This window comes from Streptomyces sp. NBC_01551 (assembly GCF_026339935.1).
In the GTDB taxonomy this organism is placed as follows: Bacteria; Actinomycetota; Actinomycetes; order Streptomycetales; family Streptomycetaceae; genus Streptomyces.
Genome location: NZ_JAPEPX010000008.1, coordinates 1 through 18541, shown reverse-complemented (window position 1 = coordinate 18541; position 18541 = coordinate 1). Strand labels below are relative to the sequence as shown.

Annotated in this window: 2 protein-coding genes; both read left to right on the top strand. The window is 75.5% G+C overall.

The window, feature by feature from the left end; genetic code table 11:
- The first annotated feature begins 15 nt into the window (after window positions 1-15).
- Window positions 16-3222 carry an SDR family NAD(P)-dependent oxidoreductase gene (locus OG982_RS30775; protein WP_266950248.1) on the top strand — a complete coding sequence of 1069 codons (3207 nt, stop codon included), beginning with the start codon at window positions 16-18 and terminating at the stop codon, window positions 3220-3222.
- A 63-nt stretch (window positions 3223-3285) separates the two neighbouring features.
- Window positions 3286-18541: type I polyketide synthase (locus OG982_RS30770; protein ID WP_266950253.1), on the top strand; the 15256-nt coding region annotated here is incomplete at its 3' end.

Genomic DNA, 18541 nt, shown 5'->3' with positions numbered 1-18541 from the left:
TCGCAATGGGTGGGCATGGCGGAGGCGCTGTTGGACGCTTCACCCGTGTTTGCTGCCCGGGTGGATGAGTGTGCGAAGGCGCTGGAGCCCTTCACCGACTGGTCGTTGGTGGATGTGCTCCGGGGTGCCGATGGCGTGCCCTCGCTCGACCGGGTGGATGTCGTGCAGCCGGCTCTGTTCGCGGTGATGGTGTCGTTGGCTGAGGTGTGGCGTTCGGCGGGTGTGCGTCCGGGTGCGGTGATCGGGCATTCGCAGGGTGAGATCGCGGCCGCCTGCGTCGCCGGGATCTTGTCCCTGGAGGACGCGGCTCGTGTCGTGGCTTTGCGGAGTCAGGCGATCGGGCGGGTGCTGGCCGGCTTGGGCGGCATGGTGTCCGTGCCGCTGCCCGCTGCCGAGGTACGTGAGCGGATCGCGCCGTGGGGTGAGGAGCGGATTTCCGTCGCCGCGGTCAACGGCCCGTCTTCCGTGGTCGTCTCCGGCGAGGTCCAGGCCCTGGAGGAGCTCCTCGCCTCGTGTGAGGCGGACGGGGTTCGTGCCAAGCGGATCGCGGTGGACTACGCCTCGCACTCCGCGCAGGTCGAACTGCTGCGGGACGAGCTGGCCGAACTCCTCGCCCCGATCGTTCCGCAGGCGGCGGAGGTTCCGTTCCTGTCCACGGTCACCGGTGAGTGGGTGCAGGGGCCGGAGCTGGATGCCGGTTACTGGTTCCGCAACCTGCGTCAGACAGTCGAGCTGGAGCAGGCGACCCGCACGCTCCTGGAGCAGGGCTTCGGTGTGTTCATCGAGTCGAGTCCGCACCCGGTGCTGACGGTCGGGATGCAGGAGACCGTCGAGGACGCGGGCCGCGAGGCCGCGATCCTGGGTTCCCTGCGCCGCAACGAGGGTGGTCTGGAGCGTTTCTGGCTCTCCTTGGGCGAGGCCTACGTCCGCGGCGTGACGGTCGACTGGGACGCGGTCTTCGCCGGCACCGGCGCCCGGCGCGTGGACCTGCCGACCTACGCTTTCCAGTCGCAGCGGTTCTGGCCGGAGGCCGCGGCGGTCGAAGCGGGTGAGCTGACGGGCGAGAGCGTGATCGACGCCCGGTTCTGGGACGCCGTCGAGCGCGAGGACCTCGCCGCGCTCACCGCCGAACTGCGGATCGAGGGCGACCAGCCCCTGACCGCCCTGCTCCCCGCGCTGTCCTCGTGGCGGCGGCAGAGCCGTGAGCAGTCCACCGTCGACGGCTGGCGCTACCGGGTCACTTGGAAGGCCCTGACCGAAGCCACCAGCGCCCGGCTCTCCGGCACCTGGCTGGTCGTCGTGCCCGAGGCGGTCTCCGGAGCGGCCGGTGACGCGGCCGCCGCTGTTCTCCGTACGCTCACCGACCGGGGCGCGGAGGTCCGTACCGTCACCGTGGCCGCCGACGCGGCCGGCCGGGACGCGCTGACCGCCGTCCTGAAGGCCGCCACGGAGGGGGCCCCCGCCCCCGCCGGGGTGCTCTCCCTCCTCGCCCTCGGCGACGACGGGGCCGCGCTGCGCGCCCACGCCGGGCTCCTCGGCACCGCCGTGCTCGTCCAGGCCCTCGGGGACGCCGACGTCGCCGCGCCCCTGTGGTGCGTCACCCGCGGCGCCGTGTCAGTCTCCCGCTCCGAGCGGCTCCAGGATCCGGCGCAGGCCCTGCTGTGGGGCTTCGGCCGCACCGCCGCGCTGGAGTTCCCCGACCGCTGGGGCGGTCTGCTCGACCTGCCCGCGCAGGCCGACGACCGCACGCTCGAACGGCTCGTGGGAGTCCTGGCCGGTGACGGCTCCGAGGACCAGGTGGCGCTCCGCGCCTCCGGGCTGTTCGGCCGGCGTCTGGTCCACGCCCCGCTCGCCGACGCGCCGACCGCGCCCGAGTGGCGTCCGGCCGGGACGACGCTGGTCACCGGTGGTACGGGCGCCCTGGGTGCGCACGTGGCCCGCTGGCTGGCGGAGAACGGCGCCGAGCACCTGATCCTGACCAGCCGTCGCGGGGCCGAGGCGCCCGGCGCGGACGGGCTGCGCGAGGAACTGGCCGCGCTGGGCGCCGAGGTCACGCTCGCCGCCTGTGACGTCAGCGACCGCGACGCCCTCGCCGCCCTCCTGGCCTCCGTCCCCGCCGACCGGCCGCTGACCGCCGTCGTACACACCGCCGGCGTCCTCGACGACGGCGTCATCGACGGGCTGACCCCCGAGCGGTTCGCGACCGTGCTCGCCCCCAAGGCGGACGCGGCGCTCACCCTCCACGAGCTGACCCGCGACCTCGGTCTGTCCGCGTTCGTGCTCTTCTCCGGAGTCGCCGGCACCCTCGGCGACGCCGGACAGGGCAACTACGCGGCCGCCAACTCCTACCTGGACGCCCTCGCCGAGCAGCGGCACGCCGACGGCCTGCCCGCCACCTCGGTGGCCTGGGGCCGGTGGGGTGACAGCGGACTGGCCGCGGGCGGCGCCATCGGAGAGCGGCTCGACCGCGGCGGCGTGCCCGCCATGGCGCCGCGCGCCGCGATCCGGGCGCTCCAGCAGGCCCTCGACCACGCCGAGCCGGCCGTCGCCGTCGCCGACATCCAGTGGGAGCGGTTCACGCCGGGCTACACCGCGGTGCGGCCCAGCCCGTTCCTCGCGGACCTGCCCGAGGTGCGGCGGCTCGCGCAGGCCGCGTCGGCCGCCGGTGAAGCGGGCGGCCCGGCCGGGGAGGGTTCCCCGGCCGAGGCGCTGCGCCGACGGCTGTCGGTGATGGCGCAGGCCGAACAGGCCCTGGCCGTACTGGAACTGGTCCGCTCCCACGCGGCGACCGCGCTCGGGCACCCCACCACCGACGAGGTCGGCGCGGGCCGCGCGTTCAAGGAGCTCGGCTTCGACTCCCTGATCGCGCTGGAGCTCCGCAACCGCCTGAACGCGGCCACCGGGCTGAAGCTCCCGGCGACGCTGGTCTTCGACCACCCGACCCCCGCGGTCCTGGCCGAGTTCCTGCGCGCCGAGATCGTCCAGGACGGCAGCACCGCGGCCGCCCCCGGCATCGCGGAACTCGAAAAGCTCGAATCGGCGCTGTCCGTCCTCGATCCGGACGGGGAGACGCGGGCCGACATCGCCTCGCGCCTGCAGGCCCTCCTCGCGAAATGGGGTGAACCGCAAGCCCCTTCGAGCGGCGGGGCCGTGGCCGAGAAGCTCCAGGAAGCCACGACCGACGAGCTCTTCGACTTCATCGAGAACGAGCTCGGTATCTAGCAGCACAGCGGACAGCAGGCAGTAGCAGCGCAAGGGTTTGTGACGAACATGGGTGAGGTTCCAATGGCGGATCAGGTAGCGGATCAGGACAAGATCATCGGCTACTTGAAGCGGGTGACGGCCGATCTGCACCAGACACGGCAGCGCCTGCGCGAGGTCGAGGCCCAGGAGCCGGAGCCGATCGCCATCGTCGGCATGGCCTGCAGGTTCCCCGGCGGCATCCAGTCGCCGGAGGACCTGTGGGGCCTCGTCGCGGGAGGCCGGGACGCCATCACCGACTTCCCCACCGACCGCGGCTGGGACATCGAGTCCCTGTACGACGCGGACCCCGACCAGCGGGGCACCTCGTACACCCGCGAGGGTGGATTCCTCGACGGGGTCGGCGAGTTCGACGCCGCGTTCTTCGGGATCAGCCCGCGCGAGACCCTCGGCATGGACCCGCAGCAGCGACTGCTGCTCGAAACGTCCTGGGAGACCTTCGAGCGCGCCGGCATCGACCCGGCGACGCTGCGCGGCAGCAAGGCCGGCGTGTTCATCGGCACCAACGGCCAGGACTACCCCGACCTGCTCCGCGACGGCGTCCCCCAGGGCGTCGAGCAGTACCTCCTCACCGGGAACGCGGCCAGCGTCGTCTCCGGCCGCCTCTCCTACACCTTCGGCCTCGAAGGCCCCGCCGTCACCATCGACACCGCCTGCTCGTCCTCGCTCGTCGCCCTCCACCTCGCGGTGCAGGCGCTGCGGGGCGGCGAGTGCTCGCTGGCGCTCGCGGGCGGTGTCACGGTCATGTCCAGCCCGCGCGCCTTCGTGCAGTTCAGCCGGCAGCGCGGGCTCGCCCCCGACGGCCGGTGCAAGCCGTTCGCCGACGGCGCCGACGGCACCGGCTGGGGCGAGGGCGTCGGAATGCTCCTCGTCGAGAAGCTCTCCGACGCCCGCCGCCTCGGCCACCCCGTACTCGCCGTGGTCCGCGGCTCCGCGATCAACCAGGACGGCGCGAGCAACGGCCTGACGGCCCCCAACGGGCCGTCGCAGCAGCGCGTCATCCGCCAGGCGCTCACCAACGCCGGGCTCACCCCGGCGCAGGTCGACGTCATCGAGGCGCACGGCACCGGCACCACCCTCGGCGACCCCATCGAGGCCCAGGCCATCCTGGCCACCTACGGCCAGAACCGGCCCGAGGGCCGACCGCTGTGGCTGGGCTCCATCAAGTCCAACATCGGGCACACCCAGGCCGCTGCCGGTGTCGCGGGCATCATCAAGATGGTCGAGGCGATACGGCACGGCGTCCTGCCCGAGTCGCTCCACATCGACCAGCCGTCCAGCGCCGTCGACTGGAGTACCGGCGACGTCGAACTGCTCACCCGGGCCGTGCCGTGGCCCGAGACCGGCCAGCCGCGCCGCGCCGGCATCTCCTCCTTCGGCGTCAGCGGCACCAACGCCCACACCGTCATCGAGCAGGCCCCGCCCGCCGACGCACCCGGCGCGGACGCGAAGACCGACGGCACGGGCGCCACCGACAGCGCTGACGCCGCGGTGGACGCGGAAGGTGCCACCGGGCCCGTGCCGCTGCTGGTCTCCGGCCAGGGCGACGACGCCCTGCGCGCCCAGGCCGCCCGCCTCGCCGCCCACCTGCGGGCCCACCCCGCACTCGCGGCGGACCCCGCCGCCCTGACCGACCTCGGCTTCTCCCTCGCCACCAGCCGCTCCGCCCTCGACCGCCGGGCCGTCCTCTTCGCCGCCGACCGCGAGCAGCTGCTGGCCGACCTCGACGCGCTCGCCGCCGGCGAGCAGCCCGCGACCGCCGTCCTCGGCGCCGCCGGCGACGGCAACACCGCCTTCCTCTTCACCGGCCAGGGCAGCCAGCGCGCCGGCATGGGCCGCGAGCTGTACGCCACCCACCCCGGCTTCGCCCGCGCCCTCGACGCGGTCCGCGACGAACTCGACCGGCACCTCGAACGCCCCCTGTACGAGGTGCTGTTCGCCGCCGAAGACACCCCCGAGGCGGCGCTGCTCGACGCGACCGCCTACACCCAGGCCGCCCTGTTCGCCGTCGAGGTCGCCCTCTACCGCCAGCTCGAACAGTGGGGCGTCACCGCCGACTTCCTCATCGGGCACTCCATCGGCGAACTCGCCGCCGCCCACGTCTCCGGCGTCCTCACCCTCCCCGACGCGGCCGCCCTCGTGGCCGCCCGCGGCCGCCTCATGCAGGCCCTGCCCGCCGGCGGCTCGATGATCGCCGTCGAGGCCACCGAGGACGAGGTCACCCCGCTCCTCACCGACCGGGTGTCCATCGCCGCCGTCAACGGCCCCCGCTCCGTGGTCGTCTCCGGCCACGAGGACGCCGCCGAGGAGATCGCCGAGGCCCTGCGCGCCCGCGGCCGGCGCACCAAGCGGCTCACCGTCAGCCACGCCTTCCACTCGCCGCTCATGGACGGCATGCTCGACGCGTTCCGGGAAGCCGCCGAAGCCGTCTCCTACGCGCCGCCCGTCATCCCGATCGTCTCGAACCTCACCGGCGCCTCCGTCACCGCCGAGGAGATCTGCACCGCCGACTACTGGGTCCGCCACGTCCGCGAGGCCGTCCGCTTCCACGACGGGGTACGCGGCCTGGCCGCGCTCGGCGTCACCACCTTCGTCGAGGTCGGCCCCGGCGGAGTCCTCACCGCCCTCGCACAGGACTGCCTCACCGGCGAGAACGACCGGGACGACGCCGTCTTCGTCCCCGCCCTGCGCGCCGACCGCCCCGAACCGGCCGCGTTCGCCGCCGCCGTCGCCCAGGCCCACGCGCACGGCGTCCGGGCCGACTGGTCCGCCGTCTTCGCCGGGCGCGGTGCCACCCGCGTCGACCTGCCCACGTACGCCTTCCAGCGGGGCCACTACTGGCCCGAACAGCCCACCGCCTGGACCGGCGACGTCACCGCCGCCGGCATCGGCTCCGCCGACCACCCGCTCCTCGGCGCCGCCATCGCCCTGGCCGACGGCGACGGCTACCTCTTCACCGGCCGGCTCTCCCTGGCCACCCACCCCTGGCTCGCCGACCACACGGTCATGGACACCGTGCTGCTGCCCGGCACCGCCTTCGTGGAACTCGCCCTCCAGGCCGGCGAGCACACCGGCTGCGAACTCCTCGACGAGCTCACCCTCCAGGCCCCCCTCGCCCTGCCCCCGCACGGCGGCGTCCAGATCCAGCTCGCCGTCGGCGCCCCCGACACCGACGGACGGCGCTCGCTGACCCTGCACTCCCGGCCCGAGGACGCCGCCGACGACACCTGGGGCGAAGGCGCCTGGACCCGGCACGCCACCGGCTTCCTCACCCCCGCCGGCGCCCGCCCCGCGCCGCGCGCCGGCGCCGACCTCACGACCTGGCCGCCGCAGGACGCCACCGCCGTCCCCGTCGAGGGCCTCTACGAGCACCTCACCGCCTCCGGCTTCGCCTACGGACCCGTCTTCCAGGGCCTGACCGCCGCCTGGCAGCGCGCCGACGAGGTCTTCGCCGAGGTCCGCCTGCCCGAGCAGGCGCACGCCGAGGCCGCCCTTTTCGGCCTGCACCCCGCCCTGCTGGACGCCGCCCTGCACGCCGTCGGCATGGGCTCCCTGCTGGAGGACACCGAGCACGGCAGGCTGCCGTTCTCCTGGAGCGGCGTCAGCCTCCGCGCCGTCGGCGCCCGCGCCCTGCGCGTCCGCCTCGCGCCCGCCGGCCAGGACACCGTCTCCGTGGACCTCGCCGACGAGTCCGGCGCGCCCGTCGCCTCCGTCGACGCGCTGCTGCTGCGCCCCGTCACCCCCGACCAGGTACGGGCGGCCCGCACCGCCTTCCACGACTCGCTGTTCCGCGTCGAGTGGAGCCCGCTGGCCCTGCCGGCCGCCACCACCGTCGCCCCCGGCCAGTGGGCCCTGCTCGGCGCGGCCGGGGCCGGCCCCCGCTTCACCGCCGTGCTGCCCACCGCCGCCGCGCACGGCGACCTCGCCGCCCTCGCCGCGGCCATCGAGGCCGGCGGCCCCGTACCGCAGGCCGTCGTCGTCCCCGTCCCCGCCGTGGACGCGCCCGCGCGGACCACCGTCGACGCCGCGCTGTCCGCCGCCGTCCGCGACGCGCTGCACCACGCCCTGGACCTCGCCCGGGCCTGGCTCGCCGACGCCCGCTTCGACGGCTCCCGGCTGGTGTTCGTCACCCACGGCGCCGTCGCCACCGCCGGCGCCTGCGACGTGGCCGACCTGGCGCACGCCCCGCTGTGGGGCCTGCTGCGCTCGGCCCAGTCCGAGCACCCCGACCGGTTCGTCCTGCTCGACCTGGACGACCGCGAGGAGTCCCTGCGCGCCCTGCCCGCAGCGCTCGCCACCGCCGAGCCGCAGCTCGCCCTGCGCGAGGGCCGCGCCGTCGTCCCCCGGCTCGGCCGCGTCCCCGCCCTGCCCGCCCCCGAGGGGCAGGAGGCCCGCCCGCTCGACGCGGACGGCACCGCCCTGGTCACCGGCGCCACCGGCACCCTCGGCGGGCTCGTCGCCCGCCACCTGGTCACCGAACACGGCGTCCGCCGCCTGCTGCTGACCAGCCGCCGCGGCGAGGCCGCCGCCGGAGCCGGCGAACTCCTCGAAGAACTCCGCGCCCTGGGCGCCGAGGCCACCCTCGCCGCCTGCGACGTCGCCGACCGCGAGGCCCTCGCCGCGCTGCTGGCCTCCGTACCGGCCGAACACCCGCTGACCGCCGTCGTCCACACCGCCGGCGTCCTCGACGACGGCATCCTCGAGGCGCTCACCCCCGAGCGGCTCGACCACGTCCTGCCCGCCAAGGTCGACGCGGCCGTCCACCTGCACGAACTGACCCGCGACGCCGACCTCGCCGCGTTCGTCCTGTTCTCCGCCGCCGCCGGCACCCTCGGCGCCGCCGGACAGGCCAACTACGCCGCCGCCAACACCTTCCTCGACGCCCTCGCCCACCGCCGCCGCGCCGAAGGCCTGCCCGCCACCGCGCTCGCCTGGGGCCTGTGGGCCGAACGCAGCGGCATGACCGGCGACCTCGCCGACACCGACCTGGAGCGGATCTCCCGCGCCGGAGTCGCCGCGCTGTCCTCCGCCGAGGGCCTCGCCCTCATGGACACCGCCCGCGCCACCGGCGAGGCCACCGCCGTCCCGATGCACCTCGACCTGGCCGCCCTGCGCCAGGCCGACGCGAGCATGGTGCCCCCGCTGCTGCGCGGCCTGGTCCGGCCCGCCGCGCGCCGGGCCGCCGCCGCCCAGGGCGCCGCGCCCGCCGACGGCCTCACCGAGCGGCTGCTGCCGCTGACCGCCGCCGAGCGCGACCGGCTGCTGCTGGCCACCGTCCGCGTCCAGGTCGCCGCCGTCCTCGGCTTCCCCGGCCCCGACGCAGTCGACCCCGGCCGGGCCTTCAAGGAACTCGGCTTCGACTCGCTCACGGCCGTCGAGCTGCGCAACCGCCTCGGCTCGGCCACCGGCGTCCGGCTGCCCGCCACTCTCGTCTTCGACTACCCCACCCCGAACGCGCTCGCCGCGTTCCTGCGCACCGAACTCCTCGGTGACCAGGCGGCCCAGGCCCCGGCCGCCACCACCGCCACCACCCGGGCCGTCGCCGACGAGCCCATCGCCATCGTCGCCATGAGCTGCCGCTACCCCGGCGGTGTCAACACCCCCGAGGAGCTGTGGCAGCTCGTCGCCGGCTCCGCCGACGCGATCTCCCCGTTCCCCACCGACCGCGGCTGGAACCTCGACGCGCTCTACGACTCCGACCCCGGCCGGGCCGGCACCTCGTACACCCGCGAGGGCGGCTTCCTGCACGACGCCGCCGACTTCGACCCGGACGTCTTCGGCATCAACCCGCGCGAGGCCCTCGCCATGGACCCGCACCAGCGGCTCCTGCTGGAGACCTCCTGGGAGGCCTTCGAACGCGCCGGGATCGACCCCGCCTCCGTCCGCGGCAGCCGCACCGGCGTCTTCGCCGGCGTCATGTACCACGACTACCTGACCCGGCTCCCGGCCGTCCCCGAGGGCCTGGAGGGCTACCTCGGCACCGGCACCGCCGGAAGCGTCGCCTCCGGCCGCATCTCCTACACCTTCGGCCTCGAAGGCCCCGCCGTCACCATCGACACGGCCTGCTCCTCCTCCCTCGTCGCCCTGCACTTGGCCGCGCAGGCCCTGCGCAGCGGAGAATGCGACATGGCGCTCGCCGGCGGCGTCACCGTCATGTCCACCCCGGACACCTTCATCGACTTCAGCCGCCAGCGCGGCCTGTCCACCGACGGCCGCTGCAAGTCCTTCTCCGCCGACGCCGACGGCACCGGCTGGGCCGAGGGCGCCGGCATGATCCTCGTCGAGCGGCTCTCCGACGCCCGCCGCAACGGCCACCCGGTCCTGGCCGTCGTCCGTGGCACCGCCGTGAACCAGGACGGCGCCTCCAACGGCCTCACCGCCCCCAACGGGCCCTCCCAGCAGCGCGTCATCCGCGAGGCCCTCGCGCACGCCGGACTGACCACCGCCGACGTCGACGCCGTCGAGGCCCACGGCACCGGCACCACCCTCGGCGACCCCATCGAGGCCCAGGCCCTGCTCGCCACCTACGGCCAGAACCGGCCCGAGGACCGGCCGCTGCGGCTGGGCTCCATCAAGTCCAACATCGGCCACACCCAGGCCGCCGCCGGCGCCGCGGGCATCATCAAGATGGTGCAGGCGATGCGCCACGGCGTCCTGCCCGCGTCGCTGCACATCGGCGAGCCGTCCCCGCACATCGACTGGAGCGCCGGCGCCGTCGAACTGCTGACGGAAGCCGCCGCCTGGCCCGAGACGGGCCGCCCCCGCCGCGCGGGCATCTCCTCCTTCGGCGTCAGCGGCACCAACGCGCACGTCATCATCGAACAGCCGCCCGCCCAGCAGGACACGGACCGCGACGGCGACCCGGCCGGCGCGGCCGCCGAGTCCGCCGCCCCGCTGCCGTTCCTCCTCTCCGGCCGGACCCCCGACGCGCTGCGCGCCCAGGCCGCCCGGCTCGCCGACCACCTCGCGCTGCACCCCGAGGCGGACCCGGCCGACGTGGCGTTCTCCCTGGCCACCACCCGTACCGCCCTGGACCGCAGGGCCGTCGTCGTCGCCGGCGACCGTGACGGACTCCTCACCGGACTCGCCGCCCTCGCCGAGGGCCGCGACAGCGCCCGGCTCGTGCGGCACGACGCCGCCGACGGCCGGCTCGCCGTCCTCTTCACCGGACAGGGCAGCCAGCGCCCCGGCATGGGCCGCGAACTGTACGCCGCCCACCCCGCCTTCGCCGCCGCCCTCGACGAGGTGTGCGCCGCCCTGGACCCGCACCTCGAACAGCCCCTCAAGGACATCCTGTTCGCCGAGGACGGCGACCTCCTGAACCGGACCGGCCACACCCAGCCCGCCCTGTTCGCGCTGGAGACCGCGCTCTACCGCCTCGTCGCGTCCTGGGGCGTGCACCCCGACTTCGTCGCCGGCCACTCCATAGGCGAGATCACCGCCGCGCACGTCGCGGGCGTCCTCTCGCTGCCCGACGCGGCCGCCCTCGTCGCCGCCCGCGGCCGCCTCATGGAAGCACTGCCCCAGGGCGGCGCCATGATCGCGCTGACCGCCACCGAGGACGAGGTCCGGCCGCTGCTCGCCGGCCACGAGGACCGGATCGGCATCGCCGCCGTCAACTCCGCCTCCGCCGTCGTCGTCTCAGGCGAGGAGACCCTCGCGCTGGAGATCGCCGCCGAGTTCGAGCGGCGCGGCCGCCGGACCAAGCGGCTCACCGTCAGCCACGCCTTCCACTCCCCGCTGATGGACGGCATGCTCGACGCCTTCCGCGACGTCGCCGCCTCCCTCACCTACCACGCGCCCGTCATCCCCGTCGTCACCCACCTCACCGGAGCCGTGGCGGGCGACGAACTGCGCACCCCCGAGCACTGGGTCTCCCACGTCCGCGAGGCCGTCCGCTTCCTCGACGGCATCCGCACCCTGGACGCCGAGCACGTCACCACGTACCTCGAACTCGGCCCGCAGGGCGTCCTGTCCGGCCTCGGACGCGACTGCCTCACCGACACCGACGACGCCACCGACGCCGTGTTCGTCCCCGCCCTGCGCCGCGACCGCGGCGAGGCCGAGGCGCTCACCGCCGCGATGGCCGCCGTCCACACCCGCGCCGTCCCCCTCGACTGGCCCGCGTACTTCGCCGCGACCGGCGCCCGCCGCGTCGACCTGCCCACGTACGCCTTCCAGCGCCGCCGGTTCTGGCTCGAAGCCCCCGCCGGATTCATCGGGGACGTCGAATCGGCGGGCCTGGGCGCCGCCCACCACCCGCTGCTCGGCGCCGCCGTCCCGCTCGCCGACGGCGAGGGCTTCCTGTTCACCGGCCGCCTCTCCCTCGACACCCACCCCTGGCTCGCCGACCACGCCGTCATGGGTACGGTCCTGCTGCCCGGCACCGCCTTCGTCGAACTCGCCGTCCGCGCAGGCGACCAGGCCGGCTGCGACGTCCTCGAGGAACTCACCCTCGAAGCCCCGCTGGTCCTCGCCCCGCACGCCGCGGTACGCCTCCAGATCGTGGTCAGCGCACCCGACCAGGACGGCCGACGGACCCTCGACCTGTACTCCGGCGACCCCGACGCCGCCGACGACGAGCCCTGGACCCGGCACGCCGCGGGCGTCCTCGCCACCGGCGCGCCGCGCCCCGCCTTCGACCTCACCGCCTGGCCCCCGCCCGGCGCCGAGGCCGTCACCGTCGACGGCCTGTACGAGCACCTCGGCCAGGGCGGCTTCGCCTACGGGCCCGTCTTCCAGGGCCTGCGCGCCGCCTGGACCCTCGGCGACGACGTCTACGCCGAGGTGGCCCTGCCCGACGACCGGCACACCGAGGCCACCCGCTTCGGCCTGCACCCGGCGCTCCTCGACGCCGCCCTGCACGCCACGTTCGTCTCCTCCGACGGCGACCGGCAGGCCGGACTGCCGTTCTCCTGGCGCGGGGTGTCCCTGCACGCCGTCGGGGCGTCCGCGCTGCGCGTCCGCCTCACCGCGGACGGCGCCGACTCCCTCTCCCTCCAGCTGGCCGACACGACCGGCGCGCCCGTCGCCACCGTCGACCACCTGATCGTCCGGCCCGTCTCCGCCGACCGGCTGGCCGGCGCCTCCCGCGCCGCCTACCACGAGTCGCTGTTCCGGATCGAGTGGGCCACCGTCCCGCTCCCGCCCGCCCCCGCCGGCGCCCCCGCGGCCCCCTGGGCCGTCATCGCCCCGGGCTCCGCCGCCGGCTCGGCCTCAGGCACTGACTCCGCCCCGGGCTCCGCCGCTGGCTCGGCCTCAGGCACTGACTCCGGCTCGGGCGCCGACTCCGGCTCTGCCGCTGCCGCTGCCGCCGACTCCGGTTCCGACTCCGGTTCCGGCTCCGGCACCGTCGCTGCCGCTGCCGCTGCCGCTGCCGCTGCCGGTGCCGCCGACTCCGGCTCCGGCACCGGCTCCGGAAGTGCCGCGCTGCCCGGGCCGGTCCACGCCGACCTCGTCGCCCTCGGCGCGGCCCTCGACGCCGGCGCCCCGGCTCCCGCCTACGTCCTCGCCCCCTGCCCGTCCGCCCCGGCGGGGGCGCTCACCCCGGACGCCGTCCGTGCCGCCACGCACCGGGCACTCGCCCTGGTCCAGGGCTGGCTCGGCGACGACCGGTTCGCCGCGTCCCGCCTGGTGTTCGTCACCCGCGGCGCCGTCGCCACCCCGGGCGACTGGGACCTCGCCGACCCGGTCCACGCCCCCGTCTGGGGCCTGGTCCGCTCCGCGCAGTCGGAGAACCCCGACCGCTTCGTCCTGGCCGACCTCGACGCCGCCACCCCCGCCGAAACACTGGCCGAAACACTGGCCGAGGCACTGGCCGCCGCCCTCGCCACCGGCGAACCGCAGCTCGCGATCCGCCGCGGCACCGTCCACGCGCCCCGCCTCGCCCGCGTCCCCGCGACCACGCCGCTGACCCCGCCCCCGGGCGAGTCCGCCTGGCGCATGGACATCCAGGACAAGGGCACCCTCGACCACCTCACCCTGGTCCCCAGCCCCGAGTCCGAGGCGCCCCTGGAGCCCGGCCAGGTCCGCGTCGCCGTCCGCGCCGCCGGCCTCAACTTCCGCGACGTGCTCAACGCCCTCGGCATGTACCCCGGCGACCCCGGCCTGATGGGCAGCGAAGGCGCCGGCACCGTCGTCGAGACCGGCCCCGGCGTCACCGACCTCGCCCCCGGCGACCGCGTCATGGGCATGCTGCCCGGCGCCTTCGGCCCGCTGGCCGTCGTCGACCGCCGCATGATCGCCCCGATGCCCGAGGGCTGGACCTTCGCCGAGGCCGCCGCCGTGCCGATCGTCTTCATGACGGCGTACTACGCACTCAACGACCTCGGCGGCCTGCGCGAGGGCGAAACCCTCCTCGTCCACGCCGCCGCCGGCGGCGTCGGCATGGCCGCCGTCCAGCTGGCCCGCCACTGGGGCGCCGACGTCTACGCCACCGCCAGCCCCGCCAAGTGGGACACCCTGCGCGGACTCGGCCTGACCGACGACCGGATCGCCTCCTCCCGCACCCTCGACTTCGAGGAGACCTTCCGCACCGCCACCGCCGGACGCGGCGTCGACGTCGTCCTCGACTCCCTCGCCCGCGAATTCGTCGACGCCTCCCTGCGGCTCCTGCCGCGCGGCGGACGCTTCGTCGAGATGGGCAAGACCGACGTCCGCGACCCCCGGGACGTCGCCGCCGCCCACCCCGGCGTCAGCTACCAGGCGTTCGACCTCACCGAGGCCGGCCTCGACCGCATCCAGGAGATGCTCACCGAGCTCCTCGCCCTCTTCCGGGCCGGCTCCCTGCGCCCCCTGCCCGTCTCCGCATGGGACCTGCGCCAGGCCCCCGAGGCCTTCCGCTACCTCAGCCAGGCACGCCACGTCGGCAAGATCGTGCTCACCGTGCCCGCCGACTGGAACCCTGACGGCACCGTCCTCATCACCGGCGGCACCGGCACCCTCGGCGCACTCGTCGCCCGGCACGCCGTCACCGTCAGGGGCGCCCGCCGCCTCGTCCTGACCAGCCGCCGCGGCGAGGCCGCCGCCGGCGCCGCCGAACTCGCCGCGGAGCTGCGCGCCCTCGGCGCCGACGTCACCGTCGCCGCCTGCGACGCCGCCGACCGCGAGGCCCTCGCCGCGCTGCTGGCCTCCGTACCGGCCGAACACCCGCTGACCGCCGTCGTCCACACCGCCGGCGTCCTCGACGACGGCATCGCCGAGGCCCTCACCCCGGAACGGATCGACCACGTCCTGCGGCCCAAGGCCGACGCCGCGCTCCACCTGCACGAGCTGACCCGCCACCACGACCTGGCCGACTTCGTCCTCTTCTCCTCCGCCGCCGGCACCTTCGGCGGCGCCGGCCAGGCCAACTACGCGGCCGCGAACGTCTTCCTCGACGCCCTCGCCCGCCACCGCCAGGCCCACGGCCTGCCCGGCACCTCCCTCGGCTGGGGCCTGTGGGCCGAGGCCAGCGGCATGACCGGCGAGCTCGACACCGCCGACAAGGACCGCATGACGCGCTCCGGCGTCCTCGGCCTCTCCTCCGAAGAGGGTCTCGCCCTCCTCGACACCGCCCACCACACCGGCGACGCCCACCTCGTCCCCATGCAGCTCGACCTCGCGCCGCTGCGCCAGGCCGACGCGAGCATGGTGCCCGCGCTGCTGCGCGGCCTCGTGCGCGCCCCCGCCCGCCGGGCCGCCCAGGCCACCGCGGCCGGGACCGGAACCCCGCTGGTGGAGCAGCTCGTACGCCTTCCCGAGAACGAGCGCGACGCGCTCCTGCTCGACCTCGTACGCGACCAGGTGGCCGCCGTCCTCGGCCACGCCACCCCCGACGCCGTCGAACCCGGCCGCGCCTTCAAGGACCTCGGCTTCGACTCGCTGACCGCCGTCGAGTTCCGCAACCGCCTCGGCGCCGCCGCCGGGGTCCGGCTGCCCGCCACCCTCGTCTTCGACTACCCCACCCCCACGGTGCTCGCCGGCTACCTCAAGGACGAACTCCTCGGCTCCGAGGCCGCTGCCGCCGCCCTCACGGTCCGGTCGGCCGCCGCCGAGGCCGACGACCCCATCGCCATCGTCGCCATGAGCTGCCGCTTCCCCGGCGGCGTCCGCAGCCCCGAGGACCTGTGGGAGCTGCTCGCCGAGGGCCGCGACGGCATCGCCCACCTCCCCGCGGACCGAGGCTGGGACACCGAGGCGCTCTACGACCCCGACCCGGACAACCCCGGCACCTCGTACGCCAGCGAAGGCGGCTTCTTCTACGACGCCCCCCACTTCGACCCGGCGTTCTTCGGGATCAACCCGCGCGAGGCCCTCGCCATGGACCCGCAGCAGCGGCTGCTGCTGGAGACCTCCTGGGAGGCCTTCGAGCGCGCCGGGATCGACCCGACGGGCCTGCGCGGCGGACAGGTCGGCGTGTTCGTCGGCCAGATGCACAACGACTACGTGTCCCGCCTGAACACCGTCCCCGAAGGCGTCGAGGGCTACCTCGGCACCGGCGGCTCCAGCAGCATCGCCTCCGGCCGCGTCTCCTACACCTTCGGCTTCGAGGGCCCGGCCGTCACCGTCGACACCGCGTGCTCCTCCTCGCTGGTCGCCCTGCACCTCGCGGCGCAGGCCCTGCGGGCCGGCGAGTGCTCCCTCGCCCTGGCGGGCGGCGTCACCATCATCACCACCCCCGACGTCTTCACGGAGTTCAGCCGCCAGCGCGGCCTCGCCGCCGACGGCCGCTGCAAGCCGTTCGCGGCCGCCGCCGACGGCACCGCGTGGGGCGAGGGCGTCGGCATGCTGCTCGTCGAGCGGCTCTCCGACGCCCGCCGCAACGGCCACCAGGTCCTCGCGGTCGTACGCGGCACCGCCGTCAACCAGGACGGCGCCTCCAACGGTCTGACCGCCCCGAACGGTCCGTCCCAGCAGCGCGTCATCCGCCAGGCCCTCGCCAACGCGGGCCTCGCCTCCGCCGACGTCGACGCCGTCGAGGCCCACGGCACCGGCACCCGGCTCGGCGACCCCATCGAGGCGCAGGCCCTGCTCGCCACCTACGGCCAGGACCGCCCCGCGGACCGGCCGCTGTGGCTGGGCTCCGTCAAGTCCAACTTCGGCCACACCCAGGCCGCGGCGGGCGTCGCCGGCATCATCAAGATGGTCCAGGCGATGCGCCACGGCGTCCTGCCGCAGACCCTGCACGTGGACGAGCCGTCCCCGCACGTGGACTGGTCGGCGGGCGCGGTCTCGCTGCTCACCGAACAGCGGGCTTGGCCCGAGACCGGCCGCCCGCGCCGCGCCGGCATCTCCTCCTTCGGCATGAGCGGTACGAACGCGCACGCCATCGTCGAACTCCCGGAGAGCCCCGCCACCCCGGCCGCCCCCGCCGTCCCGGTCGCACCGGCGGCGCTCCCGTGGCACCTGACCGCCCGCACCCCCGAGGCCCTGCGGGCCCAGGGCGAGCGGCTCCTGTCCCACCTGGAGGCACACCCGCAGACGGCGCCGGCCGACATCGGCCACTCGCTGGCGACCGGCCGGGCCGTGTTCGACCACCGCGCGACCGTGGTCGCCGCCGACCTCGACGGCTTCCGCACCGGCCTGGCCGCCCTCGCCGAGGGCCGCTCGGCGGCGGGCCTGGTCCAGGGCGCGCCGACGGCGGGCGGAAAGCTCGCCCTCCTCTTCACGGGGCAGGGCAGCCAGCGGCTGGGCATGGGACGCGAGCTCTACGAGACCTACCCGGCCTTCGCGGCCGCGCTCGACGCGGTGTCCGAGCGGCTTGGCCTCGAACTGCCGCTGAAGGACGTCCTGTTCGGTTCCGATGCCGCTGTTCTGGACCGTACGGAGTTCACGCAGCCGGCGTTGTTCGCGGTCGAGGTGGCGTTGTTCCGCCTCGTCGAGTCGTGGGGTGTGAAGCCGGACTTCCTGTCGGGTCACTCGATCGGTGAGATCGCCGCCGCGCATGTTGCGGGTGTGTTCTCGCTGGAGGACGCGTGCACGCTGGTCGCGGCGCGCGGCCGCCTGATGCAGGCGCTGCCCGCGGGTGGGGTCATGATCGCGGTGGAGGCGTCGGAGGACGAGGTCCTGCCGATGCTGACCGACCGCGTCAGCATCGCGGCCGTCAACGGCCCGCGCTCGGTGGTCATCGCCGGTGACGAAGACGCGGCGGCCGCGGTCGCCGAGTCGTTCGCCGACCGGAAGGCCAAGCGGCTGACCGTCAGCCACGCTTTCCACTCGCCCCACATGGACGGCATGCTCGACGCCTTCCGCCAGGTGGCGGAGGGGCTGGCGTACGCGAGCCCCCGGATCCCGGTCGTCTCCAACCTGACCGGCGCGCTGATCACCGACGAGATGGGCTCGGCCGACTTCTGGGTCCGCCACGTCCGCGAGGCGGTCCGCTTCCTGGACGGCGTCCGCGCCCTGGAGGCCGCCGGAGTCACGACGTACCTCGAACTCGGCCCCGACGGCGTGCTCTCCGCGATGGCACAGACCTGCCTGACCGACGACAGCGGCTCCGCGGCCTTCGCCCCCGCCCTGCGCGCGGGACGCGACGAGCCCGAGACCCTGCTCTCGGCGCTTTCCACCGCGTACGTGCGCGGCACCGCCGTCGACTGGCCCGCGTTCTACGCCCCGCTCGGGGTCCGGCGCGTCGACCTGCCGACGTACGCCTTCCAGCGCAGCGTCTACTGGCTCGACGCCGGCCGCGCGGACGGCGACGTCGCGGCGGCCGGGCTCGGCACCGCCGACCACCCGCTGCTCGGCGCCGAGGTCCAACTGCCCGACTCCGACGGCCACCTCTTCACCGGACGGCTGTCGCTGACCACCCACCCCTGGCTCGGGGACCACCGGGTCATGGACTCCGCCCTCCTGCCCGGCACGGCCTTCGTCGAGCTCGCGCTCCGGGCCGGCGAGCACGTCGGCTGCGACCTGGTCGACGAACTCACCCTGGAAGCCCCCCTCGTGCTGCCCGAGCACGGCGGCGTACAGCTGAGGCTCTCCGTCGGAGCGGCCGACGCGTCGGGCCGGCGCCGCAGCCTCACCCTCCACTCCCGTCCCGAGGGCGTGGATCCGGATGCGCCGTGGACGCGGCACGCCGTCGGTGTGCTCGCCACCGGGGCCGACCAGGCCCCGCAGAGCCTCACCGAGTGGCCGCCGGCCGGAGCGGAGGCCGTCCCCGTGGAGGGCCTGTACGAGGGCCTCGCGGAATCCGGATTCGGGTACGGCCCGGTGTTCCAGGGCCTGCGGGCCGCCTGGCGCCAAGACGACACCTACTACGCCGAGGTCGCGCTCCCCGAGGCGGCCGACGACGACGCCGCAC